We start from the raw sequence: 23,894 nt of genomic DNA on the forward strand, positions 1-23,894 counted from the left end.
GTTCGTTCGAAAATTAAAAAGCTTCGGCAATAGTTGCTCCACTTCAACAGGAAAAAAATAGCCAGCTCTACGTCAATTTCTGATAACATCCCAACCCGCGCGACGAAGGTCCGCCTGCACAACAACCAAGAATTCAATAGGAGCAGGAGGCATGCGCAAGAACAGACAACCGAACAGGTCCTGCAATGAGGTCTGTCAGCCTTCCTGACACGGTTCAACCGTGCGGGAAGTCGAGCGGTTGACGCAGGCAAATGGAAGCACGTTCCCGCTTGCGCCGAACTGGGCCTCAGCAGCTTAAGAAGAGCGGAGGGACGATCATGATAAAGTTGAAGATCAATGGCCAGGAACAGAGCTGGGATGGCGCCCCAGATCTACCGCTACTTTGGTTTCTGCGCGATGAGGTGGGATTGACCGGGACCAAGTTTGGTTGCGGCCAAGCCCTCTGCGGCGCTTGCACCGTCCTCGTCGACAAGGAGGCCGTACGCGCGTGTATCACCTCGGTTTCCGACGTGGTCGGCCGGGAGGTCACGACGATCGAAGGGCTCCATCCGACCGGCGATCATCCGGTTCAGAAAGCATGGCGCGACCTCAACGTCCCGCAATGCGGCTATTGCCAGGCCGGTCAGATCATGCAGGCGGCTGCGCTGCTGATCCAAAATCCAAAACCATCTCGCGACCAGATACGCGAAGCGATGGCAGGCAACATCTGCCGCTGCGGCACGTACCAGCGAATTGAAAACGCCGTCCATCTCGCATCGACGGAGGTGTGACCATGAACATCCTGACCAATCCCAACAGACTCCGTGGCTTTGAACGACATATCAAGGTCGAGAAAGTCAAAGTCGAGAACGTTTCGCGCCGCAGCATCCTTAAGGGCCTCGGCATCGCCGGCGGCTTCGTGCTCGCCGCTCCCATGATGTCACGGCCTGCTTTCGCGGCGTACAAGACCGGCGCGGGCGAGATGCCGCACGGTACCGTGGTCGACCCGCAGGTTTTCGTGTCGATCGCACCAGATGGAATCGTCACGATCGTCGCGCATCGCTCCGAGATGGGAACGGGCGTCCGAACCAGCCTGCCGTTGATCGTAGCCGAAGAAATGGGAGCCGACTGGTCGCGCGTCCGCGTCCAGCAGGCGCATGGCAACGAAGTCAAATATGGCAACCAGGACACTGACGGATCACGCAGCACGCGGCATTATCTGATACCGATGCGCCAGATCGGCGCTTCGGCGCGCACGATGCTGGAAGCCGCGGCGGCGAAACGCTGGGGCGTGCCGGCCGCCGAGGTGAAGGCCATCAATCACGAGGTGGTCCATGATGCGACCGGACGCCACATCGGATTTGGCGACTTGGCCGCCGATGCAGCGAAGCAGCCGGTGCCGAGCATCGAAGGTCTGAAACTCAAGGACCCGAAGGATTTCCGCTACCTCGGCAAAGGCGAGATCCGCATCGTAGACCTCCGCGATATTACGGTCGGCAAGGCGCAGTACGGCGCCGATGTCCGCCTGCCGGGCATGAAGTATGCCGTGATAGCCCGGCCGCCGGTAACCGGTGGCAAACTCGTTTCCTTCGACGGGGCCGAGGCTATGAAGGTTTCAGGCGTCGAAAAGGTCATGGAGGTCAAAGGATGGCCGTGGCCCTCCAAGTTCCAGCCGCTCGGCGGGGTGGCGGTGATCGCGCGCAACACCGGTTCCGCTATGAGGGGGCGCGACGCGCTGAAGATTGTCTGGGACGACGGACCCAACGGCAAATACGAGTCGGTCGCCTATCGGGCCCAGCTCGAGGAGGCCGCACGCAAGCCGGGGCTAATCGTGCGCAAGGAAGGGGATGTCGACGCAGCCCTAAAGGGCGCCGACAAGGTGATCGTGGGTGAATACTACCTGCCGCATCTTGCCCATGTCACCATGGAGCCGCCCACCGCGGTCGCAGACGTTAAGGGTGACAAGGCGGAGATCTGGGGACCCTTGCAAAGCCCGGGAGGAACGCGCGAAGACGTCGCGAAAACACTCGGCATTCCCGAAGAGAACGTGACCGTCAACGTCACGCTGCTCGGCGGCGGATTCGGGCGCAAGTCGAAGTGCGATTACGCGCTCGAAGCGGCCCTGCTTTCAAAAGAGCTCGGCGCGCCGGTGAAGGTGCAGTGGACGCGGGAAGACGACGTCCGTAACGGCTTCCTCCACACAGTGTCCGCGGAACGCATCGAGGCAGGCCTTGACAAGAACGGCAAGGTGATCGCATGGCGGCACCGCAGCGTTGCGCCGAGCATCGCCTCGACCTTTAAGGCCGATATGGTGCATGAGGCGCCCTTCGAGCTCGGCATGGGCCTTGTCGACATGCCGTTCGAGATCGCCAACATCCAGTGCGAGAACCCGGAAGCAACGGCGCATACCCGCATCGGCTGGTTCCGTTCGGTGTCGAATATCCCGCACGCCTTTGCCGTGCAGTCCATGGTCGGCGAGCTTGCGCACGCCACCAATCGCGACCAGAAGGACATGCTGCTGGAGCTCATCGGCTCTCCACGGATCGTCAATCTCTCTTCCGTGAAGGACTACTGGAACAACGGCGAGCCCTACGACAGCTATCCCATCGATACCGCCCGACTTCGCAAGGTGGTCGAACTCGTCGCGGAAAAGGGCGGCTGGGGACGGTCCGTACCCAAAGGACACGGGCTCGGCATTGCCGTGCACCGGAGCTTCGTCAGCTACATCGCGACCATGGTCGAGGTGTCTGTTGACGACAAGGGCAAGCTCACGGTGCCCCGGGTCGACACCGCCATCGATTGCGGAACATACATCAACCCGGAGCGCATCCAGGCTCAGATCGAGGGCGCTGCCATCATGGGCCTGAGCCTCGCCAAGCATGGCGAGATCACCTTCAAGGACGGCAAGGTGCAACAGGGCAATTTTGACAATTTCCCTGTGGTCCGGATCGACGAGGCCCCGCTTGTAACCAACGTCCACATCGTGCCTCCCGGCCCCGATACCCCGCCGAGCGGCGTCGGCGAGCCGGGCGTGCCCCCGTTCGCGCCGGCGTTGATCAATGCCATCTTCGCAGCGACCGGCAAGCGCATCCGGGCGCTGCCGATCGGCAAGCAACTCGAGGCGTGAAGGTGGGTTAACCCAAAAGAATGCGGCGGACCGAAAGGTCCGCCGCAAGGAGCGGATTCCGTCGGCTTTAATCGAGAATTCTCGCCGAAGGGCCAGCACATCGAGCGCGACATCGCCGAGATGAGCCTGTTCATCCTGCTCTCGGCGCTTCGACAGTCTCAATCTGAGGCGCGGATCAGCCTTGCGTGGCACCGACGCGCCCCGAAAAGGTCGAAGCGACCGTCACGACGCCGTCCTTGAGCTTCAGCCCGAGCGCCGCAAGTGGACGCGGAGCCGGCCCACCGATCACCTCGGCGGCGTTTCTGGGATCGAAGATGGAGGCGTGGCAGGAACAGACAAGCGCGTTGCGCTCCTTCGACCACGCGTTCACTGGGCAGCCTTGGTGCGTGCAGATCGCCGAATAGGCAACGACGCCGTCTGCGGCCCGCGCCCGCGTCTCATCGCTCAGTGCGGCGGGGTCGAACCTCGCCAGGATCACCAGATTGAGGCGGTTGTCGCTGCGCACCGTACCGTCCGGAGCCATCGGATAGGCTTGCACCTGCGGACCGCCGAGCGCAAGGTCCTCCGCCCGCACCACTTCTCCCTTCTTCGGACCGGTCAGAAACGCGAAGCGATCGTCCGGCGCCGGGGGCTTGGCAGCCTCGCCCTCCTCGGCCGTGCACGCGGGACCGGCCAACATCAGCAGCGGCGCAAGCGCCAACCCGAGGATCGTTCGACGCTTGTAGCAGCGACGGTGCAGCCAATCATCACAAGGCATGCGGCCCACTCCTTCGATTATTCGGTTCCATTGACGTTCGCGATCAGGCGCAGCGACACCATTGCCAGCTCGTCGGGGCCATGGATGTAGCCGACCCTGAAGTAGCCATTGATCGGGTGTCTGCCGGGCTTTGTGGCCCGCACGCCGATTGCGAAGTCGAGCCCGCCCTCCTGGACGGTGCCTCGCACCACACGACGCTCAAACGTCACCCCATCGTCAAGCGACGAGAGCTCGATCACGCGATTGTTGTAACCCTGGAGAACGCGGTAGCCGTCGCGAATGCGCAACGTGGCGTGCAGCACGGCCGGTTCACCAACCTTGGCGGACAGCTCGGCCACCTCGACCGCGTAGGCGGGCGATTCATCGGCCCGCGCCCGTTCGCCCCCCAGCAATGCCGGAAAGGTCGCCAACGCGGCGATCAGTGCTAAGGCAGAGGAGCGGATCAGCAGCGATCCAGCTCGAACATGGTGCATCGTCAGAATTCCTAAGAGGTGAGGCCCGACCAGGTTGCTTGGCAAGACAACGAAACCCAGCCGGACGAGAAGCCGACCGCCATTGCTGGCGGCCGGTCAACCATGGACTCACTTGGAGACGGCGAAGACCCAGACGACGCCGCCCTGCGGCACGTCCTTCTGCCAACCTACCAGCTCGCTCATCAGCCCCTGCTGGAAGGCCGCGTCGACCCCGTAGCCGGACTGCACCGCTACATACTGCACGCCATTGACCTCGTAGGTCGAAGGCGGCGCCATGATCCCGGAGTTGGTCCTGAAGTGCCAAAGCTGCTCGCCGGTCTTGGCATGGTAGGCGCGGAACTCCCGGTCGTTGGTGCCGCCGGTGAAGAGCAGGCCGCCGCCGGTGGTAAGTATCGAGCCCCACATCATTGAGGCCGGATACAGGTTGCGCCAAACCCGCTTGCCGCTGTCGACGTCGTACGCCTGAATCTCGCCGTAGAAGCTCGCCTTCGTGTCGACCGAGAAGTGCAGATCCGGGATGGCAACGCCCGTCCACCACTGTCCGGGAACGCGCTCCTCAACTTTGCCTTCCAGGTTGTTGCAGTGGTTCTCGTTGGACGGAATGTAGACCATTCCGGTCTTCGGGTTATAGGCCTCGTACGGCCAGTCCTTGCCGCCCCACAGGCCGGGGCAGAACTGGGCCGCCTTGCCGGTGGCCGGCTTGTGGGCCATGTCGACCTCAGGGCGCCCGGTCTTCGGATCGATGCTCTTGAAGACGTTCTGCGGCACGTAGGCCTGGGCGTTGATGTAGGAGATCCCGCCGTCCGGATTGCGCTTGAACCAGTACAGGTAGCCGTTGCGCGCCGTCTTCAGCAGGCCCTTGGTGGTGGCGCCGTCCTTTCGGAAATCCACCAGCATCGGGGGATTCATCTCATCCCAGTCCCACGACTCGTTCTGATGGTACTGGAAGTAGCTCTTGATCTTGCCGGTATCGCCATCGAGCGCGAGCGTTGAGGAGGTGTATAGGTTGTCGCCCGGCCGCTGATCGCCGAACCATGGCGAGGCATTGCCGGTCCCCCAATAGACCGTGTTGGACTCCGCGTCATAGGTACCGGTCATCCAGGTGGAGGCACCGCCGGTCTTCCAGGTGTCGGGCTTCTGCCAGGTGTCGCTTCCCGGCTCGCCGGGTGCCGGAACCGTATAGGTCTTCCACACCGGCTTGCCGGACTCGGCGTCGAATGCCTGCACGAAGCCGCGCACGCCGAACTCGCCACCCGCCACGCCGACCAGAATCTTGCCCTTCACCACCAGGGGCGCCATGGTCATGTAGTAGCCGGTCTTCCAATCCTCGACCTTCGCCTCCCAGACGACCTTGCCGGTCTTGGCGTCGAGCGCGACCAGCATGGCATCGAGCCCGGCGTGATAAACCTTGTCGCCGTACAGCGCCACGCCACGGTTGGTGTTGTGCAGGGCGCTGAACCCTTCGGGAAGCTTGGGCTTGAAGCGCCAGAGCAGATCGCCCGTGGCCGCATCCAGGGCTATCACCTGGCTGTACGGCGTCGAGACGAACATTACTCCGTTGTTCACGATCGGCGGCGCTTCGTGACCCGAATCCACACCAGTGGAGAAAGTCCACACCGGCGTCAGCGACTTCACGTTGCTGGTGTTGATCTGATCGAGCGAGCTGTAACTCCACCCCTTGTAGGTGCCGCGCGTCATCAACCAGTTGCCCGGCTCCGGATTTTCCAGCCGGGCTGCGGTCACCGGACTGTAATCCTCCATCGGACCGGCGACGAGCGGGGTTGAAGCGAGGGTTGCAAATGTGACAACGGACGATAGAAGCCATTGCTTTCTGGTCATGGACGCCATCTCCCTACGTTCTTCACCCACCCCATGGTGGGTGGTGCGATCGATTGGGCGCGGGAATCCATTACGACCGCGCCCCCTCATCCCGGTTGTGGACACCTACCTTTCCAACAAATGTTGCAGCGACGATAAGCGAGCCGTCTGGCGGCCCGCCGAGCGTCAGATCACTAGGCTTGATGCTTCAACCTGATGGTTCCCTTCGGAGAGAACAAGCAAGTCACCCTTTGCGGGTCGCTCATCACTGCCGGGCTGATGTTCCTGCGCCGCAGCGGACCTATCCGCCGCCAAGAACGCTCCGGTGGCAAGCGCCGTCAGAGGTATCCAGCGTCGCGTTTGCTTCGGACACTGCATTTGTGCATTTGTCTTCTCAAGCTCCACCATGAACTTGGAATTCAGCCACATGCAGCTTCACCGCCCGCCTCTGCCAAAAGGAGGCCAGCGAACAAATTGCTTCCTCTTTCGCTCGCTACTTCTCGCGGTTAAGCCAGCGTCGCCACAGGCCTTGCACAGTCGCGCCCTGAAGAGCAGAGACGTGGGAAGCTGCAAACCAACACAAACATCCGCTGCTCGTTCCGTCGCCTGCCAAATTCATTACGGCATGCGATGATCCCCGAGAGCTTGGATCGTGTCCCCAAGGACAATTCGTCAGTTTGGTGCTGGCTTCCGGGGATGGAACAGCTCTTCGACCGACTGCTTCGGGTCCTTGATGCGAGAGCGATCCTTGCGATCGTTCTTCCGTGCTTCGAGCTTCTGCAGGAAACGGAAGCGCGGCGATTGGGGCGCGTGCCCCGATCGGCCGTGCTTGGTCATGCCGAAACCCTTTTGACCGCCATGAGTCATTTGATCCCGACGAAAGCTGTCCGGCTCATTTCTTGCGCCCGAGCTGGCACCGCGGGCCAAGCTTCATGCGGTTCGCCGAAAGCACTATTGGACGGAAAGGATAGCCCTGATCGTCAAGGGGCGCGAGGCCGGGGACGGTCGGTTTGCGAGAACCGAATGCTGCACTGCGGCGGACCGAAATGCGCAAGACATCGCCAGCCTGCGCACCACTTCAGTTCAGCGGACAGCGCCGCAATCAGGGCATCGCGTCCCGGCGCAGCCCCCCAACAAGGTTCGATGCCCCCAGCACCCGCCTGGCATGCGGCGGCAATGGATCGGTCGGTGTGTTGGAGTCATGAAATCGCTGACGCCGAACGCGGTGTGCGTCAAAGAGACGTCTAAGACCTGTGGTTTGGCGCGATAGAATGGCCTAAAATGTAGCAATGAGCCCCCCATTAGGAGCTTGAACGTGACGAGATCATCAATGTCCTCGACAAGGGAGGATAAACCATGGAGCAGAGAAACGTAGACCGCAGAAGCTTTCTCAATCAACTCGGTGTTGTGGTCGGCAGCGCCGCGGCGGCAACCGCAATACCCGCCGCGAACCCTGCATCGGCGCAAACTCCGGCGGCGCCGAAAGGGAACATTCCCGATAGGCCACTCAGATTTGGTCACATGACCTTCTTGACCGGCCCCGGAGCGGTGCTCGGCGAACCTTCACTCAAGGGCCACATCCTGGCTGCCGAGGAGATCAACGCGCAGGGCGGCATTCTCGGCAAACGCAAGATCGAGACAATCACCGCCGACGAGGCAGCCGGTACAGACGCCAACGTGAAAGAGCTTCGCCGCATGAAGCTCTCCGAAAAAATCGACCTGTTCACCGGAGTCATATCGAGTGGCAACACGCCGGCGCTCGGCCCGGTCGCCGAGGAGCTTGGCGCGCTGACGATTTTCGTCGACGGCTGCACCGATTTTCTGTGGGACAAGGCGGTGCCGAATCCGAAATTCGCGTTCCGCATTACCAACATCCAGTCAGCAGACGGTGTCACTTGCGCACTGGCGGCGGCGCAGACCTGGCCTGAGGCAAAGCGGATCGCGCATATTCACCCGGATTACAGCTATGGCCGCAATGCCTTTGACCATTTCAACATCGCGTTCGGCAAGCTTGTGCCGGGCACCCAGGTCGTCTCGGAGGGTTGGCCGAAGCTCGGCACCACCGACTTCACCGCTCACATCACCAAGGCGATGTCGTCGAATCCAGACCTGATCGTTTCGTCGGTCTGGGGCGGCGATTACGTGGCAATGTACAAGCAAGCCCTGCGTTACGGCATGTTCAACAGCGCGAAGTTTGCAAGCACGATCGCTTTTGGTGTTGCGCCGCATGCAATCGGCAAGGACCACCCGGAAGGCGTGATCGCGGGCGTGCACGCGAACTATTACTTCACCTTCCCGCCGGGAAATCGGTGGCCCGCCAACCAGAGGTTCGTCGAGAAGTACTATAAGCGCTGGAACGAATATCCGAACTTCCAATCGGATGGCGCCTATCACACGCTCTATATGTACAAGACGGCAGTCGAGAAAGCGAACAGACTTACGGGCGGCTGGCCGGAGGAAGAGGCGATCATCAGCCAGCTTGAAGGCATGTATTTCGAGACGGCGGCCGGTGATCTCTACATCCGTCCGGACAATCACCAGGGCTACAAGGACGCGGTGACGGGCTTCAGCAAGATCGTGCCCGAGTACCCGTTCCCAATTCTGGATCCGAATCGGATGGTCACCATTCCGATCCGCAATATCACGGCGCCCCCGCACTGGCCGAAACCGGGCAATGGTCACAATGATCCGACGGCCACTTTCAATTGGATCAAGGAGACCTGGCCGCAGGTCGCTTGAGCGCAGCTATCGAGTCGGACACGCCTTTTCTCGAAGGCGTGTCCGTGTTCTGGGACGGATTTTGATCGGGCGGCCGGCAACGCCACATCCGCGCTGTTCGACCGCAGGGGTCCTGTGCATGCCCTGCGGCGGTCTCGGTGGAGCGGAACATGTCTCTGCGAGCAGCTTCGCGTCGGGCGCAAACGGGTGGCTTGGTGTTGGGGCTGACATGGGCGGTTGTCATGGCGCCGCAATCGGCGCTGGGCGACCACGCGCTAGCTTATTTTCCCTCCTTTTACCCGCATGAAATCCGCATCGAGCCGCTTGATCCGGAGGGAGCGGCTCGCGAGTTCGTCAACAAGAACGATCCGCTTCACGTCTATGTCGGCACCGCACCCCGCTTTTCCGGCCAGATTCCCGAGCATCTCAAGTCGGTCGAGTCGCTGAAGTCGCTGATCACCATCAGCGTCAATCCGAGGTCATCGCGGCTTGAGAGCCGCGAGGCGCGTTGCCAAGCCATCGGACAGGCCGCGGCGGCGCTGGCAGCACCACCTGACGTCATTATTCATCCCTATCCGATCACGCCCTATCACGCCGATTATCTCGGCCACGCAGATCGGCTGGCTCCGGGCACGGCCACGCGCACGCCGACCGATGCGCCCGCGCCGACGTTTCGCGCCGGCGCCGATGCGTCCCTGCTCTCGCCGCAGGCCCGTGTCCAGGCCACCGACTGGGATGTGAGTCTCGATGAGACTTCGGTGAGTGCATTGCAGATCGACGCCGGCGCCGCCTTCAATGGCTGGCCAGCGCCACCCTGGACCAAGGAAGGATGGGTCCAGGCCTACACGTTGCTTCGCCCGGCCCTCAGCCAGGCGAGCGACCGAGAACAGGCGGATGAACTCTATGGGCGCCTCACTCATAACGAGTTCCGGGATCGAACTGAACAGTTCAACCTCGAGCGCGCGCTAGTGGCAGCATTGATCGGCAGTTGCGAGCGCGCCGTGATCGGCTATCGGCTGCGGCAGGAATTCTACACGGATGACTATTCCGACGGCATTGAAAACTTGGCCGTCGATTCGCAGTCCGGGCTGAACTCGGCCGTCTTTCTCAGGACGGTCAAGCTCAAGGATTTTCTCTGGAATGGCCGGCTGCGCGTTGGCATCCATCCACGCCCGAGCGCAGCCTGGAATCCAATCGCTGGCTTCACCGATGCAGCCGGTCGTTTGGTGTGGTCAACCGTCGGCGACAACGCCTTCCTGCCGATTCCCGTTAATAGCCGATGGGTCCAGAACCGCGCCGAAATCCGCATCACGGACGAGTCGAGTATCAAGCGGTCGGTTCGCGTTCCCGACGATGCGCTGATGCCGCAAACTATAACCGGGAGGCTTGCGCCGGTCGGGGCTGGCCATGGTGCAACAGCCAAGGTGCTGTATCGCCTCTCGGCCTCGAATTTCAGCGACGGTTCGGTGATGGAGACGGCCGATTTACTCTATCCGTATGCGCTCGCATTCCGCTGGGGCGCCGGCGGGCAGGATGTGGCGACCCACGATCCCGAGATCGCCGCAGCCACGCGACTGATACGCGAACGGCTGCGCGGCGTGAAGCTCGTCCGCGTGGAAGAAACCGCGCGGCCGGTCGCCGATCAGACCTTCACCTATCGCACCCCGGTTATCGAGGTCTATCTCGATAACCTCACTTTCGACGAACAGGAGAATGCCCTCATCGCTCCGCCCTGGAGTTCTGTGCCCTGGCACGTGCTTGCGCTGATGGAGGCGACGGTCGAACGAGGCCTCGCAGCCTTCTCGCGCGGCGAAGCTGAGCGACGTCACCTGCCCTGGCTCGACCTCGTCCGCGATCCGGCCCAATTGAAGACATTGCGCGCGCTGATCAAGGAGTTTGCGCAAACCGGCTACCGGCCGGCAGCACTTGAATTGCTGGTCGGCCCGGAGACGGCGAAGGCGCGTTGGCAGCTTCTCGACCGGTTCGTTGAAGCCAACGGTCATTTGCTGGTGACCAATGGGCCCTATCGGCTGAAGGCCTGGTCGCCCGACGCGTTCGTTTTCGAAGTTGTACGGGACTTCACCTATCCCGTCGGTCTCGGCACGTTCAACAGCCTTGCCTATCCGGCACGCGCGCTCATCAGCGGAGTGGAGCGCGCAGGCGATCTCGTGCTGGTCAGCGCCGACGCCGAATTCGCTGTCAAGCAGCAACGCGACCATCGCATCGTCCGCGCGCCGCTGCGGCCCGACACGTTGCGCGGCACGCTGCAGCCTATTCGGCCGGAATCGCACTACGTTGCCGTTGGCCGGGACGGCCGGGTCGCTGCCACCGGAAGCTTGGTGCGACAACCGGACAGTCGCTTTGTTGTATCGCTACCGACCACTCTTCAGTCTGGCGACTTTACGTTGCTCGCGGCGATCTTTCTCGACGGGAATGCAATCAATCCGGCAATCGGACGCATCGAGCTGCGAAACAGCGCCAAGGCAGGGCGAGCCGGGAATGCGACGGACGCGGAGGGAGAACCATGACGATCTTCGTCATCCAGATTCTCAATTCGCTATTTTACGCGGCAGTCCTGTTCCTTATCGCTGCTGGCTTGAGCCTCATCTACGGCGTCATGCGCATCGTGAACCTGGCCCATGGGTCGCTCTATGCGCTCGGCGCCTATGTGTCTGCCTGGATTGTCGGCAGCGCAGTCGGCCACGCGCTGGAAGGAAATCTCGGCCTGGCCGGGATGCTTCTCCTCCTTCCGCTTGGCGCTATTGCCGTCGCGGCTGTCGGCGCGCTGATCGAGCCCACCCTGCTCCGCCCGCTCTATCGACGATCGGAAGAATATCACCTGCTGGTAACGTTCGGCCTGCTCATGATCCTCGAAGATCTCATGAAGCTTCTCTTCGGCCGCACCCCCCTATCGGCCGGCGCGATCATGGATCGGATGGGCAGCATACCCGTCGGTCGCCTGATGTACCCCACTTACAACCTGTTCGTTGTCGCAATCGGGCTTGCTGCTGCTATCGGACTGTGGGCGTTTATCTACCGCACCAAGTTTGGGGTCATCCTGCGCGCTACCTCACAGGACCGACGCATGGCTGCGGCGCTTGGTATCGACGTCAGTCGCGTCTATGTCCAGGCCTTCGCCATCGGCTGCTTCATGGCCGGCCTCGGCGGCGCAGTGGTGGTGCCGGCGCAGGCGGCGGTTCTTGGCCTAGGTATCGAGGTGCTAATTCTGGCTTTTGTGGTCGTCGTGATCGGCGGGCTCGGAAGCTTGCAAGGAGCGCTCGTCGGCGCGTTGATCGTCAGCTTCGTGCGCACCGCCGGTATTCAGTTCTTCCCCGAGATTGAACTCGCAGTTCTTTACCTGATTGCAGCCGCGGTCCTGCTCATCCGTCCCACCGGCTTATTCGGAAGGGCATGACGATGGCGATGACGGAAGGCACTGGGACCTCGATTTGGCGGATCACCATCGGCTCCGCAATCCTGCTCGTGATCCTCGCGTTCCTACCGCAGTTCGTCGAGCCCTATCAGACGGTGCTGCTGACCTACGGTCTTATCATGGCCATTGCCGCACTCGGCTTCAATTTACTGCTCGGCTACACAGGCCTTTTGTCATTCGGCCATTCCGCCTATTTCGGGTCCGGCGCCTATTTGGTGGCCTTCATCATGCGAGACCTCGGCGCGCACTCCATGGAGCTATGCATCGTCGGCGGGATGCTTGGCACGCTCATCATCGCGGCACTTTTCGGATTCGTCTGCGTGCGGCACACGCGCATTTTCTTCGGCATCCTGACGCTGGCGTTGTCGCAGGTTCTCTGGAGCCTTGCCTTCAAGTTCTTCTGGGTGACAGGCGGCACCGACGGCATTCGGGTTCCCTATGCCAATCTCACGCTGTTCGGCGGCCTGGTCGATTTCAAGGGGGCGGGTTCGTTTCAGCGTTTCATCTATGCTTATTATTACTATGTGCTCGTGCTGTTTGCCCTCTCCACGTTTATCATTTGGGTGATCGCGCATTCACCATTCGGGAAGGCCCTACAGGCGATCCGTGACAACGAAACGCGCGCGCAGTTCGTCGGCATCTCTGTACGGCGCTATCGCTGGATCGCTTTCATGATCTCCGGGACCTTTACGGGACTGGCAGGGATCCTGTGGGTCCCGCTCAACGGTCTCACCACGCCCGACATTCTCTATTGGCCATTCTCGGGCGAGATCGTGTTCATGAGCGTGCTGGGCGGATTCCGCTCCTTCACCGGTCCGATTGTCGGCGCCGTGGCGTTCAACTACCTGAAGACCTACGCGATCGCCAGCACCGAATATTGGCAGCTTCTCCTCGGCGTAGTGCTTGTCATCCTTGTCATGGCGCTACCCGCTGGCATCGTCGGAACGACCGCGCGGCTGACTGCAAAGCTCGGGAGATCGACGAAATGACTCTCCTGGAGACGGTCAATCTGAAGAAATATTTCGGCGACACGCACGCTGTCGATGATGTTAACCTGACCATCGCGGAAGGAGAGTTCATTTCCGTGGTCGGCCCCAACGGAGCCGGAAAGACTTCGCTTTGCAACGTCATCAGCGCCTATCTCGCTCCCGACTCCGGAAAAATTCTCTTCAGGGGTCGCGACGTGACCCATTCGTCCGTGATCGAGCGGGTACAAGCCGGCATCGCGCGCAGCTTCCAGCTGGTAAACTTGTTCGACGATCTGACGGCGTTCGACAACGTGGCGTTGGCGATCTTCTCGCGCGATCGCAAGATCCGGAACATGGCAGCGCTCGCCGACCGCGACCGCGGGGTAGCTATCGAAGCTGACACGATTCTCGATCAGTTTGGGCTCGTGAGCAAGCGCAACGAGCCCGCACGAGGTCTCGCGCAAGGCGAACGCAAATTGCTGGATGTCGCGCTGGCCTACGCGCTGCGCCCGAAGCTCCTGTTTCTCGATGAGCCGACTAGCGGGGTGAGCACTCGCGAGAAGGACAAGATCATGGATATCATCGCCTCGGTCGTGCGTGGCGAGGGTATCACCGCCGCGATCATTGAACACGACATGGATGTCGTGTTCAAGTATTCCAATCGAATTGTGGTGATGCACCAGGGAGAGATCCTCGCCCAGGGTACGCCGGACGCCATCAGAACCAATGACGACGTTGCGATGATCCTGCTCGGCTCCTCCGGGCCGAACGCATTTTCACGAAAGGAGTAGTCGTGCTGGAGGTCAAAGCGATCCACACCTATCGCGGCCCCGCCCACATCCTCAACGGCGTTTCCCTGCGCGTGGACAAGCAGGAGGTCGTGTGCCTAGTTGGTCGCAACGGAGCCGGCAAGACCACGACGATCGAGACCATCATGGGCTTCCTGCCGCTGCAGGCGGGCCAGATTCTTTTTGCCAACGAGGACTTGACCAGGCTTGCCCCACATGAGCGCGCCAAGCGCGGAATCGGCTATTCGCCGGAGGATTGCGGCGTCTTCCCGGATCTGTCAGTCGACGAAAATTTGATGATCAGTCGCTGGCTCGGCGATGAGGTGTCGCGCCGGCGGGACGGGGCTGTGCGTCCAGACCCGCAGACGCAGGCTTTCGGAGTCTTTCCGGAAGTTCAGGATTTGCTGCAACGCCAAGGAATGCATCTAAGCGGCGGTCAACGCAAGATGGTCGCGATCGCACGCGCTATGATGTTGTCGCCTTCCCTTCTCCTGCTCGACGAGGCATTCGAGGGTCTCGCACCGGTCGTGGTCAATCGGTTCACGGAAGCCGTCATGAAGATCAAAGCGATGGGTGTCTCCATCCTGATGGCGGAATCGTATCTTGCCGCTGCGTCCCGTATCGGCGACCGGCTTTATGTGATCGATCGCGGCGAGATCATTTTCCAAGGTTCGCCGAAGGACGCTCGCGCAGATGAAAGGGTTATGAAGGCCTTGCGCGGATGATTGCGCATCGTGGCACTCGCGCGCTACGGACCGTCGGCTTGTTAGGACTGCACCATGAAGAGCCGCGTAACGTTTGGACTTCTGCTGTCAGCTCTAGCCGTAATCGGGCCGGCGCGAAGCGGCCACGAATCGGCGGTGTATCCGTCTTTTTATCCGCATGAGATCGAGATCAGGACCGTCGCCCCTGATGCCGCCAGGGCGCTGCTGCTCCAATCCAAGATCCACGCCTATCTGGGGAACGACGCCCACTTTTCAGATTCGGTGTCGGATTTAAGCAGCGTGGAATCACTTGGGTCCCTGGTGACCGTACGCATCAACCCACAATCGTCGTATGCAAAAGCGGATGCGACCGTCTGCGCCGTCGCGCGTGCGGTCGCTCGAAAAATTGCCTCGGACAATCCGGATGTGATCCTGCATCCCTATCCGATCACACCGTTGCATGGAGATTATTTGTACCATGTCGATCTCGCCGAAGCGGCGAAGCGACGCCTGCTCTCCGACACGGAGGCTTCGCCAGCATTCCAGGAACTGAAGCTGAGGGCAGCCGACACTTCCACGAAACGGCTGCTCGGCACCGAGAAGGCGGCGTCGGCGTCCGATTGGGACGTTGAAATCAGGGAAATCAGCCTGTCGGAGCTCGTTAACTCGGCAACAACCGTGATCAACGGCTGGCTTGTCCCGCCACAGGCGAGGAGCGGATGGTACCAGGCCTATCTCGTTCTGCACCAGGCTATCGATGCCGGAGCAAACGAGCGCGTGGAAGCCGACGTGCAACGAATCCAGTCAGGCGATTTCAACGACCCGGTCGATCGTATCAATCTGGAGCGGGCGGTCGTGACGGCGCTTGTCAGCGATTGCCATCAGGTCATTGTCGGCTACACCCTCAGGCGCGAATATTTCAATACCGAATTCTCGGCCGGAATCGAAAACATCGCGTTCGACTCTCTTATGGGCCTCAACGCACCGATTTTCCTCCGCACGGTCAAGCTGAAGGACTTTCCCTGGAATGGCTGGCTCCGCGTCGGAATCGATGCCCGACCGACGTCGGCCTGGAATCCGATCACAGGCTTTTCGGACCCATTCGGACGACTGATGTGGTCCGCTATCGCGGACCCGGCTCTGTTGCCGTCGCCCTACGACCAGGCCTGGATGGCCAATCGGATCTCGGAGATCCAGGCCACTCCACCGCGATGAGGAATTGCGACGATGCCTTGCAACACAGCTTTTCGCACATGTCTTGTCGGCGCGGTGCTCGCCTGGACAACCAGCGCGACGATCATCGGAGCCGGCGCGGAGGAGTTCACATTCGACCTGCACATCGAACGTGGGCGGGTGTCAGAGAACATGTCAGTTATCCGGGTCAAGCAGGGAGATATCGTCAGGCTTCAATGGAGCACGGATCGATCAATCATCCTGCATCTGCACGGTTATGACATCGAAAGAAAGATCGAGCCCGGCGCCATCGGCGTGATGGAGTTCACCGCGCACGCCACCGGGCGATTTCCGGTAGAAGTCCATGGATCGCCCGAGGCCGGCGGCCACGCTCACGGGGACGCTCCACTTGTTCGCATCGAGGTCTACCCGTAGGAAAACTCGTCAGCAGTGCTCGATAACGGCTCGATGCTGGCTGTTCGCAGGCGTGGCCGTGCTCCTGAGCGTCACACCGGCCGGCGCGCACGGCTTCGGCCAGCGTTATGACCTCCCCCTGCCGTTGTCTCTTTATCTCTCCGGCGCCGCCGCCGCAGTCGTGTTCTCCTTCGTGATCGTCGGACTGTTCGTGCGCAGCGCACCGCCGACGCATGCCCATTCGCGCGTCGATCTGTTCGATTATCGGCCCGGAAGAGCCCTCGCGGCGTTTGGCGTTCCGCTCAAGCTAAGCGCTCTCGTTCTGTTTGCCGCGATGCTGCTGGCGGGTTTTCTCGGCGATCAAAATCCTTACCGCAACCTCGCGCCCACCCTCGTCTGGATCATTGCCTGGGTCGGCCTCGCCTATGTATCGGCCCTCGTCGGAGATATCTGGCCGCTCATCAATCCATGGCGGACTGTCTTCGACGCAGCGGAAACGGTCTACAGGCACATTTGCGGCCGCAATCTTGCGCTCGACAAAACCTATCCCCATGCACTCGGCATCTGGCCCGCCGTGCTCCTGCTGCTGGCCTTCTCCTGGACCGAACTCGTCTATCCGACGCCTGCCGTGCCGTCACACATAGCCTCCTTCGCACTTGGCTATTCAGTGCTGACCTGGGCCGGCATGTTCCTGTTCGGCGGCGAGACCTGGCTGCGCCACGGCGAGCTCTTCACCGTCATATTCGGCACCTTCGCCCGCTTGGCGCCGACGGAGATCCGCACCGCCCGGCCGAAACCCCAATTTCTGCTGCGACGATTTGGAACGGGCCTGACCGGTCGCGAGCAGGTTTCGCCATCGATGATGGCATTCGTACTGCTTCTCCTCTCGAGCGTTCTTTACGACGGCCTGATTGCGACTCCCGAATGGTCGGTCGCGGAATCCGCGATCATCGCGCGTTTATCTGATGTCGTCGAGCTCGGCTCAGTGGCACTGCGAAGCATCGGCCTGGTTGGGTTCTGGCTCCTGTTCCTATCAGCCTATTGGATGGTGAGCATCGTCATGAGCGCGGTGACGGAGCGGCATTTTTCATCACGGCAGATCGCCCAGACGTTCGCCCTCACGCTGATCCCGATCGCACTCGGCTATCACCTTGCGCATTACTCCGTATACTTTCTGGTCCAGGGGCAATACATCATTCCGCTGCTTTCCGATCCCTTCGGCTACGGCTGGAACCTGTTCGGGACCGCGAGTTGCCGTCCCGACATTGCCATCGTGGGCGCCCGCTTCGCCTGGTACACGGCAGTCGCGGCCGTTCTGCTCGGGCACATCGCGGCCGTCTATCTCGCGCATGTGCAGGCGATGCAGATATTTGCCGCGCGCAAGCTCGCGTTGGCCTCGCAGATCCCGTTAACCGCGCTCATGGTGGTCTACACCTGCATCAGTCTGTCAATCCTAGCCGAGCCGATCGTCGAACGCAGCAGGCCCTCCGCGCAACCAACGGCCGTGGCAGAGAACATGGTGGCAATCCCCGCGGACGCGGTGCTGCCTGACCAGGACAGCCGCCGCCTCCAGGTCATCGGCCCCGGCAAATTCGCCAGGGCGAAACTGATCTATCGTCTGCTCGGCTCCGCGTTCCACGACGGGACGAAGATGACGGCAGCCGATCTGCTCTACCCCTACATCTTTGCATACCGCTGGGGCACTCGCGGCGACGGTCGTGAGACGCATTACGATCAATCAATCGATACAGCGACTGCGCCGATACGTCGCGAGCTTGCCGGATTGCGGGTCGTGGGCAGCGAAACCGCATCCAAATCAATCAGGGTCGGCGACGTCGACTTCCTCCGTGAAGTGTTCACGATCGAGGTCTATACGACCAGCGCACCGACGAGCCCGGAGCGAGAGGCGGTCCCGGCGCCGCCCTGGAGCACGCTGCCCTGGCATCTTCTCGTTCTGATGGAAGAAGCGGTCAGTGGGAACTGGGCGGCATTCTCGCAGACGGAAGCCACTCGCCGCGGCGTCGAATGGCTAGATCTCGTCCGCTCGCAAGCGCTGAACGCGCGGTTCGCGGCCTTGACCGAGAGCTTCGAGCGTGACGGTTTTCGGCCCGAAGCATTGCGCCCGCTCGTCGGCGTTAACGAGGCACGCAGGCGGTGGGCGGCGCTCTCGGCCTTCTACAAGGCCAACGGCCATTTTCTGGTGACCAACGGTCCCTACCAGCTCAAGAGTTGGTCGCAAGACAGCGCCGTGCTCTCTGCGTTCAGGGATTTGAGCTACCCGCTGGGCGTGGGCTCCTATGACTCTTACGCGATCCCGCGTCGCGGATTTATCACTGCCGTGGACTCAACCGACGATGGGGTCCGATTGTCGGGTGACGTCGAAATGATCGACAAGTTTCAGCGCAGGTACCGCCTTAAGCGCGTACCGCTCTCATCCATACCACCGGATGTGCTGAAACGAATGCCCCCGGAATGCCGGTTCGTAGTCGTCGACGATCAAAAGCGTGTGGTGCTCGCCGGCGCTGCCCCTCTTGGCGAAAGCTCCTCGTTCCAATTCGATTTCAAGAACCGGTTGCCGGTCGGCCGCTACACGATGTTCGCAGCCATTACGCTAAACGGCAATGTCATGAATGCCGATATTCGCCAGATACCGATCGTCGTTTCTTCCAACTAAACCGCGAAGAATCCCGGTCCGAGTAAGTGCCGCTTGGAACAGCGGCCGCGCCTGAACCGATCGCCGCGCCCCCATCGAACGAACGCTATCGTAGAAAATCGTAGGCTGGCGCACAAAATCGCAGACATGGTCGCGGGGGAGCGAGGCGCCCCCCGACGCTACAGTTTATTATCTTCAGTTTGTTCAAAACGGCGCGCGCCCGGTCCCCTGCTTCGCCCAAGTCCGGCTCTCGCCTTTTCGCACGCTATAGTACGCCGCATTACTCCCTCGGCGGAACGTCTGTTGGACATCTGCTTCCCCGGAGTTAAGTCGAATGGGCAACAGGCCAGATCCATCGAGTACGCGAATGAACCTACTCCAATCTCGCCGATAACCGCTGGGAGCACTACTCCCACTCAATCATTTAGGAAGATGTTTCCGCGTTGATTTCCAAGCACAAATTCTCACAGCTGACGGTTGAATGCCGACGGTATGCCCGCCCTAATTTTTCGGTCTTGAGTTCACAGGAAAATTTACGAGGCTCTGAAGGATGGCACCTTCAGCAAGTATCGGAATCAATCGACGCAGTAGACGTATACCAAGTCGGAACGGCCTCGTCGTGGCCTCTCGCCGCTTCCCGCCCGATACCGTCAATGGTCAGTCGGACGGGCCATTGATGGTCCGGTTTGCGCCAGAAGCAGCCCTCCCCGCCAGGTCTCATTTTGACCCCTAACGGACGTCACCCTTGTCGTGATGAATGTCCGCTTTCTGCGTGATAAAGTAGACATAGGATTGAGCTAGCGAACTTCCTATGATCGTTTGTTCCTGCAACATCCTAAGCGACATCGAGGTGCGAACTGTGGCCAACACTGCGACGCGCCGAACCACCAGCTATGTCTTTAGCTGCCTTGGCTGCAGAGCTCAGTGCGGTCGCTGCGCCGGCACCATCCGAGAAATCATGGACGAGGTATTTGACGGAGCGAAAGTCGGCTCACAAAGTAGCGGTGATACGCCATTCCAAAAACGTGGCGCTTGATTGCAAGCCCGCGAAACATGCGCAGCCTCGAGCAAGCTCGGCATTGACCTTTTGATGTTCGAGCTTGACGGCGCGCAGGAGCTGGAAAAGGCGTTCAGCGCGGCAAGGCAGCAAGCGGCCTCCGCCATGATGGCGCTGTCCGATCCTATGGCCGCAAACAAACGGCAAGGCCGAGCGCGACGCGAGTGGGCCTATGCTCGCGCCTACGATACCTCAGACCAGCGTGCCCAAGACCTGCCGATCTGGCTTCATCACTATAACTGGCATCGCCCGCACGGCAGCCTGCAAGCCAAACCACCAATCAGCCGCCTCGCCATCCCGAGGACGACCTGTTGAGAATCCACAGCTAGCGCGCCTGGGACACCTGCCGCTCCAGGGCAGGGTTTGACGCAGAATGCGCTGTACGACCGCGGGAACATGGTGTTCAATCCATGGAACTGTCTGGCCGAGCACAGGCCGCTCGGCAGCGTCAACCTGACGCGGCTCGCCGTCGACCTTGCCTCCCGGCAGATACGGCGGAAACTGAACACGGTGGGTCATGAGCAGCCAGCCGAAGCCCGATCGTTCGGGCGGACTTCAGCGGACACAGGCGCCGCCGAATGCCGAGAATGAAGATCTGCATGCCGAACGCCGGCAGCTCACCGTGGTATTTATCGATATCGTCGGCTCGACACCCCTGAGCGAGCGGATCGATCCCGAGGAGTTCTTCGCGGTTATCAGAACTTACCGCGATATCTGCGACGAGCAGATTCGCCGCTACGGCGGTCATATCGCCAGAATGATTGGCGACGGATTGCTGGCGTATTTTGGCGTCCCGCAAGCCCACGAAAATGACCCTGAGCGCGCGGTCCGCGCTTCGCTGGCGGTCGCCGCGGCGATTAAGGATCACAACTTTCTGCTGTCGGATGGCAGTTTCGTCCGCCTCGGCGTGCGCGTCGGGGTCAATACCGGGGTCGTCGTCGTCGGCAGCGTACCCGGCGAGCCGCCCGATCGGCGGGAAGTGTTCGGTAGTTCGGCACATGTCGCGGCCCGTCTGCAGGGGCTCGCCAGCGAGAACGGCGTCGTGGTTGGCTCGAGCACTTACGAGCTGACTCGCGGAACGTTCAGCTACGTGCCGCTTGGCAGACGACCACTCAAGGGCATCGAGGAGCCTGTCGAAGCCTGGCGCGCAGAGGCGCTTGCGTCCAGCGAGAGCAGGTTCGACCGCGCGCGGAGGTCGCCTCTTGCCCCGATGATAGCCCGAACCGGCGAAAGTACGTTGCTTGCCGAGATGTGGCAGCAGAGCCTCGCCGGCTCGGGACAGGTCGGCGTGATTTCCGGTGAACCCGGCATCGGCAAGTCACGTTTGATCCGCCAGTTTCGCAGTTCCCTTGATGCGTCTCCGCGTGATGTTCTGTCGCTGCAATGCTCACCATTCCACGTCAACACGCCGCTTGCCCCGGAAATCGAGCGGCTCACACGTGCGACTGGCATCCAGGACACCGACGACGCTCAACTCGCATTGGCAAAATTGCGCTCGCTTTTGGCAAGAGCCGTCACTGACGTCGAGCAGGCGCTTCGTTACTACGGAGCAGTCCTATCAATACCCGCATGCCCGGGATACGAACCCGCTGATCTCGGATCTCCCGCGGAGCGCGAGCGTGCCTTGCAGGTGTTCGTCGATGCTCTTCTCGCAGCCTCGCGTAAGCGGCCGATCCTCGGAATCGTCGAAGACGTCCAGTGGATGGACCCAACCACCATCGAACTGCTGGTGCGCGTGATCGCACGCTGTTCCAGCGAGCGGATCATGGTCCTGATCACGCATCGCGATGATTACAGGGCCGACTGGCTGACAGGGCCGGCAATTCGGCGGATTGCTCTGCAAAAGCTAGCAGTGCATGAGTGCAAGCAGATGGTCGCGGCCGTGGCGGGCAGCGATCTGGTGCCGCGCAGGATTGCCAACCAGATCGTGGAAAGAACCGACGGCGTGCCACTCTTTGTCGAGGAGTTCACACGCGCCATCGTCGATGCCGGCGCGATCCCGCGGCCGGCCGAGAGCCATGCGCCGAGCGGGAAGTTGCCGGAGTCCCTGGTGCCGGCAAGTATTCACGATTCGCTGATGGAGCGCCTTGATCGTCTCGGTCCTGCCAAGCGCGTCGCCCAGATCGCCTCTGTTTTCGGAAGGCGCTTCAATTATGATGGCATTTTCAGCGTGCTTCCAGGCAAGGGCCAAACGCTGAAACACGCGTTGCGGGCGCTCGAGACAGCCGGGATTGTGTATCGTAGCGAAGAGTCTCAAGGCAATGTCTTCACGTTCAAGCACGCGATGATACAGGAAGTCGCCTACTCCTCATTGCTCAAGGAGGAAAGGCGTGAGCTCCATGCGCGCGTCGCATCGTGGCTGCTGCCGGAAGCCGCCATTGGAGAAAGCAGCCAGCCGGCGGTGTTGGGCTATCATTATGCACGCGCAGGCAACATTCCGGAAGCGATCGAGGCCTGGCTTCAGGCGGGCAAATCCGCGCTCCGCAGCTCTGCCACCAAGGAAGCCGTGGCTCATCTTCGCGAAGGCCTCTCGCTGATACCCAAGATGCCGGCGTCACCGCGGCGCTTCGAGGCTGAAATCGCGCTGCAATCCAATTTGGCGATGGCGTACACAGCCAACGCCGGGTGGTCCGATCCCAACGTCTATGGCTCCTACAGTCGTGCACTCAAGCTTTGCGCGAGCCATGGCACCATTCGCGAGAAGGCGACGGTGCTGTGGGGAAGTACCATAGCCAAGCTGGTCAACTGCGAGCTCACCAAAGGCCTCGAAAACGCGCACGATTTCGTCCGGCGGGCAGAAGAGTGGCGCGACGACGAGGCTGCCCTCATGGCCCACACCGCTGCCGAAATCGCCAATTTCTTTCTCGGTCGTTTGGAGCAGGCAAGTGAGCTCGCGGCTCTGGTCAGGGCTCGCTACAATTCGAGTGAGCACGGCAAGCTGGTCCAGATCTATCAGCATGATCCATTGATCGTATCGCTCGTCTATTCCGGACACATCGAATGGTTGTTGGGCCGCCCGGGGCGGGCCAGAGAGTGCTGTGTGAAGGCGCGTCAGCTCGCGAACGAGATCGGGCATCCGTTCATGCAAGCTTTTGCCTCCATTCTTGGCGTCGCCGACCACTGGTATGAGGGCGATCTCGCGGCCAACCTCACCAGCGTCAAGCGCGGTCTGAAGGTCGCTGATGAGTATGGCTATCCGATGTACAGGGTCATCGGCCCATTGTGGGCCACCGCTGCGTTGGTGGCACGAGGCCCCGCGCCGGAAGTGCTCGAACAATTATGCGGCTTGCTCGGCAGACTACCCGCCGAGAACCGGTGCATTCAGATTCCACTCTATCGAATTCTGCTCGCCACAGAATTCGGACGGATCGGGCAGATGGAAAGGGCTCGAAGTTTCGCTGCTTCGGCCGAGTCCCTGATGAAGAAGACCGGTGAGCGCTGGGCAGCTCCCGAGATTTATCGGATTCACGGCTCGCTGCTGTGTCGGGAACCATTGCGAGACGACCGGGCTGCCATGCGCTTGTTCAAACGCTCGCTTGCCTCTGCCAGGAAGCTCGGGGCGGTCGGTTGGGAATTGCGCACGGCGATCAGCATCGCGCGCTTGGTCAGCGCCGGCGAGAGCGCATCCGGACGCGCCGAAGCACGAGACCTGCTGATATCGACCCGGGCGAAATTTGCAACTGCGGAAACTTCCCGCGATCTGCGCGAGGCTGATGACCTGGTGAGAGTGTTGAATTAGTGCCGAATGACCCTCGGCCTGTGGTCGACTCACATCATCTGCGATCCCAAAAAGCGGATCGCCGAGAGGCTCGGCAGGAACGTATACGCGCCG

At 61.1% G+C, this 23,894-nt stretch carries 16 protein-coding genes and 1 pseudogene; 13 read left to right on the forward strand and 4 right to left on the reverse strand.

Annotation, left to right across the window (positions count from 1 at the left end; genetic code table 11):
- Nucleotides 1–317: 317 nt before the first annotated feature.
- Together J2R78_RS39665 and J2R78_RS39670 are read left to right on the forward strand one after the other, a co-directional pair.
- On the forward strand, nucleotides 318–770 hold the full coding sequence (locus J2R78_RS39665; RefSeq protein WP_229157931.1) for a (2Fe-2S)-binding protein: 453 nt from the start codon (nucleotides 318–320) through the stop codon (nucleotides 768–770).
- A gap of 2 nt (nucleotides 771–772) precedes the next feature.
- Nucleotides 773–3,106: a molybdopterin cofactor-binding domain-containing protein gene (locus J2R78_RS39670; RefSeq protein ID WP_253609055.1), complete on the forward strand. Its 2,334-nt coding sequence runs from the start codon at nucleotides 773–775 to the stop codon at nucleotides 3,104–3,106.
- A gap of 175 nt (nucleotides 3,107–3,281) precedes the next feature.
- Here J2R78_RS39670 and J2R78_RS39675 read toward each other — a convergent pair whose 3' ends face one another.
- From J2R78_RS39675 to J2R78_RS39690, 4 genes are all read right to left on the reverse strand, one after another.
- On the reverse strand, nucleotides 3,282–3,806 hold the full coding sequence (locus J2R78_RS39675; protein ID WP_253609056.1) for a ubiquinol-cytochrome c reductase iron-sulfur subunit: 525 nt from the start codon (nucleotides 3,804–3,806) through the stop codon (nucleotides 3,282–3,284).
- 74 nt (nucleotides 3,807–3,880) lie between these two features.
- Nucleotides 3,881–4,336, reverse strand: a complete 456-nt coding sequence (locus J2R78_RS39680; RefSeq protein WP_253609057.1) for a hypothetical protein — start codon at nucleotides 4,334–4,336, stop codon at nucleotides 3,881–3,883.
- Between the two features lie 108 nt (nucleotides 4,337–4,444).
- On the reverse strand, nucleotides 4,445–6,175 hold the full coding sequence (locus tag J2R78_RS39685; RefSeq protein ID WP_253609058.1) for a PQQ-dependent dehydrogenase, methanol/ethanol family: 1,731 nt from the start codon (nucleotides 6,173–6,175) through the stop codon (nucleotides 4,445–4,447).
- 165 nt (nucleotides 6,176–6,340) lie between these two features.
- On the reverse strand, nucleotides 6,341–6,583 hold the full coding sequence (locus tag J2R78_RS39690) for a hypothetical protein (RefSeq protein WP_253609059.1): 243 nt from the start codon (nucleotides 6,581–6,583) through the stop codon (nucleotides 6,341–6,343).
- Nucleotides 6,584–7,510: 927 nt separating this feature from the next.
- Here J2R78_RS39690 and J2R78_RS39695 point away from each other — a divergent pair.
- The 11 genes and pseudogenes from J2R78_RS39695 (at nucleotide 7,511) to J2R78_RS39745 (ending at nucleotide 23,801) form a co-directional block, all read left to right on the forward strand.
- On the forward strand, nucleotides 7,511–8,893 hold the full coding sequence (locus tag J2R78_RS39695) for an ABC transporter substrate-binding protein (RefSeq protein WP_253609060.1): 1,383 nt from the start codon (nucleotides 7,511–7,513) through the stop codon (nucleotides 8,891–8,893).
- 221 nt (nucleotides 8,894–9,114) lie between these two features.
- Entirely contained in the window at nucleotides 9,115–11,400 is a 2,286-nt protein-coding gene (locus J2R78_RS39700; RefSeq protein WP_253609061.1) for a hypothetical protein, read from the forward strand.
- The gene (locus tag J2R78_RS39705; protein ID WP_157341733.1) at nucleotides 11,397–12,287 is read left to right on the forward strand and encodes a branched-chain amino acid ABC transporter permease; all 891 of its coding nucleotides are present in this window, start codon (nucleotides 11,397–11,399) and stop codon (nucleotides 12,285–12,287) included. Before J2R78_RS39700 ends, J2R78_RS39705 begins: the two co-directional genes overlap by 4 nt.
- A gap of 2 nt (nucleotides 12,288–12,289) precedes the next feature.
- Entirely contained in the window at nucleotides 12,290–13,294 is a 1,005-nt protein-coding gene (locus tag J2R78_RS39710; RefSeq protein WP_157341735.1) for a branched-chain amino acid ABC transporter permease, read from the forward strand.
- A complete protein-coding gene (locus J2R78_RS39715; protein ID WP_253609063.1) occupies nucleotides 13,291–14,064 on the forward strand; it encodes an ABC transporter ATP-binding protein in 774 nt (257 codons plus the stop codon). The genes J2R78_RS39710 and J2R78_RS39715 overlap by 4 nt, the downstream gene beginning before the upstream one ends.
- 2 nt (nucleotides 14,065–14,066) lie before the next feature.
- The gene (locus tag J2R78_RS39720) at nucleotides 14,067–14,786 is read left to right on the forward strand and encodes an ABC transporter ATP-binding protein (protein ID WP_253609064.1); all 720 of its coding nucleotides are present in this window, start codon (nucleotides 14,067–14,069) and stop codon (nucleotides 14,784–14,786) included.
- Between the two features lie 54 nt (nucleotides 14,787–14,840).
- Complete coding sequence (locus tag J2R78_RS39725; RefSeq protein ID WP_253609065.1) at nucleotides 14,841–15,980, forward strand: hypothetical protein; 1,140 nt, start codon at nucleotides 14,841–14,843, stop codon at nucleotides 15,978–15,980.
- A 54-nt stretch (nucleotides 15,981–16,034) separates the two neighbouring features.
- A complete protein-coding gene (locus J2R78_RS39730) occupies nucleotides 16,035–16,373 on the forward strand; it encodes a hypothetical protein (protein WP_253609066.1) in 339 nt (112 codons plus the stop codon).
- A gap of 52 nt (nucleotides 16,374–16,425) precedes the next feature.
- Entirely contained in the window at nucleotides 16,426–19,026 is a 2,601-nt protein-coding gene (locus J2R78_RS39735) for a hypothetical protein (RefSeq protein ID WP_253609067.1), read from the forward strand.
- Between the two features lie 1,166 nt (nucleotides 19,027–20,192).
- Nucleotides 20,193–20,391: pseudogene (locus tag J2R78_RS39740) on the forward strand (integrase core domain-containing protein); the annotation flags it as partial.
- A gap of 188 nt (nucleotides 20,392–20,579) precedes the next feature.
- Nucleotides 20,580–23,801: an adenylate/guanylate cyclase domain-containing protein gene (locus tag J2R78_RS39745; RefSeq protein ID WP_253609068.1), complete on the forward strand. Its 3,222-nt coding sequence runs from the start codon at nucleotides 20,580–20,582 to the stop codon at nucleotides 23,799–23,801.
- Nucleotides 23,802–23,894: the final 93 nt, after the last annotated feature.

Origin of the sequence: Bradyrhizobium sp. USDA 4538, from assembly GCF_024171045.1 — a bacterium.
Lineage (GTDB): Bacteria > Pseudomonadota > Alphaproteobacteria > Rhizobiales > Xanthobacteraceae > Bradyrhizobium > Bradyrhizobium australafricanum.

Coding starts and splice junctions, on each gene's coding strand:
- J2R78_RS39700 (WP_253609061.1), top strand. CDS start 9,115: ATGGCGCCGCAATCGGCGCTGGGCGACCACGCGCTAGCTTATTTTCCC.
- J2R78_RS39695 (WP_253609060.1), top strand. CDS start 7,511: ATGGAGCAGAGAAACGTAGACCGCAGAAGCTTTCTCAATCAACTCGGT.
- J2R78_RS39710 (WP_157341735.1), top strand. CDS start 12,290: ATGGCGATGACGGAAGGCACTGGGACCTCGATTTGGCGGATCACCATC.
- J2R78_RS39705 (WP_157341733.1), top strand. CDS start 11,397: ATGACGATCTTCGTCATCCAGATTCTCAATTCGCTATTTTACGCGGCA.
- J2R78_RS39670 (WP_253609055.1), top strand. CDS start 773: ATGAACATCCTGACCAATCCCAACAGACTCCGTGGCTTTGAACGACAT.
- J2R78_RS39745 (WP_253609068.1), top strand. CDS start 20,580: ATGAGCAGCCAGCCGAAGCCCGATCGTTCGGGCGGACTTCAGCGGACA.
- J2R78_RS39680 (WP_253609057.1), bottom strand. CDS start 4,336: ATGCACCATGTTCGAGCTGGATCGCTGCTGATCCGCTCCTCTGCCTTA.
- J2R78_RS39690 (WP_253609059.1), bottom strand. CDS start 6,583: ATGTGGCTGAATTCCAAGTTCATGGTGGAGCTTGAGAAGACAAATGCA.
- J2R78_RS39715 (WP_253609063.1), top strand. CDS start 13,291: ATGACTCTCCTGGAGACGGTCAATCTGAAGAAATATTTCGGCGACACG.
- J2R78_RS39685 (WP_253609058.1), bottom strand. CDS start 6,175: ATGACCAGAAAGCAATGGCTTCTATCGTCCGTTGTCACATTTGCAACC.
- J2R78_RS39665 (WP_229157931.1), top strand. CDS start 318: ATGATAAAGTTGAAGATCAATGGCCAGGAACAGAGCTGGGATGGCGCC.
- J2R78_RS39725 (WP_253609065.1), top strand. CDS start 14,841: ATGAAGAGCCGCGTAACGTTTGGACTTCTGCTGTCAGCTCTAGCCGTA.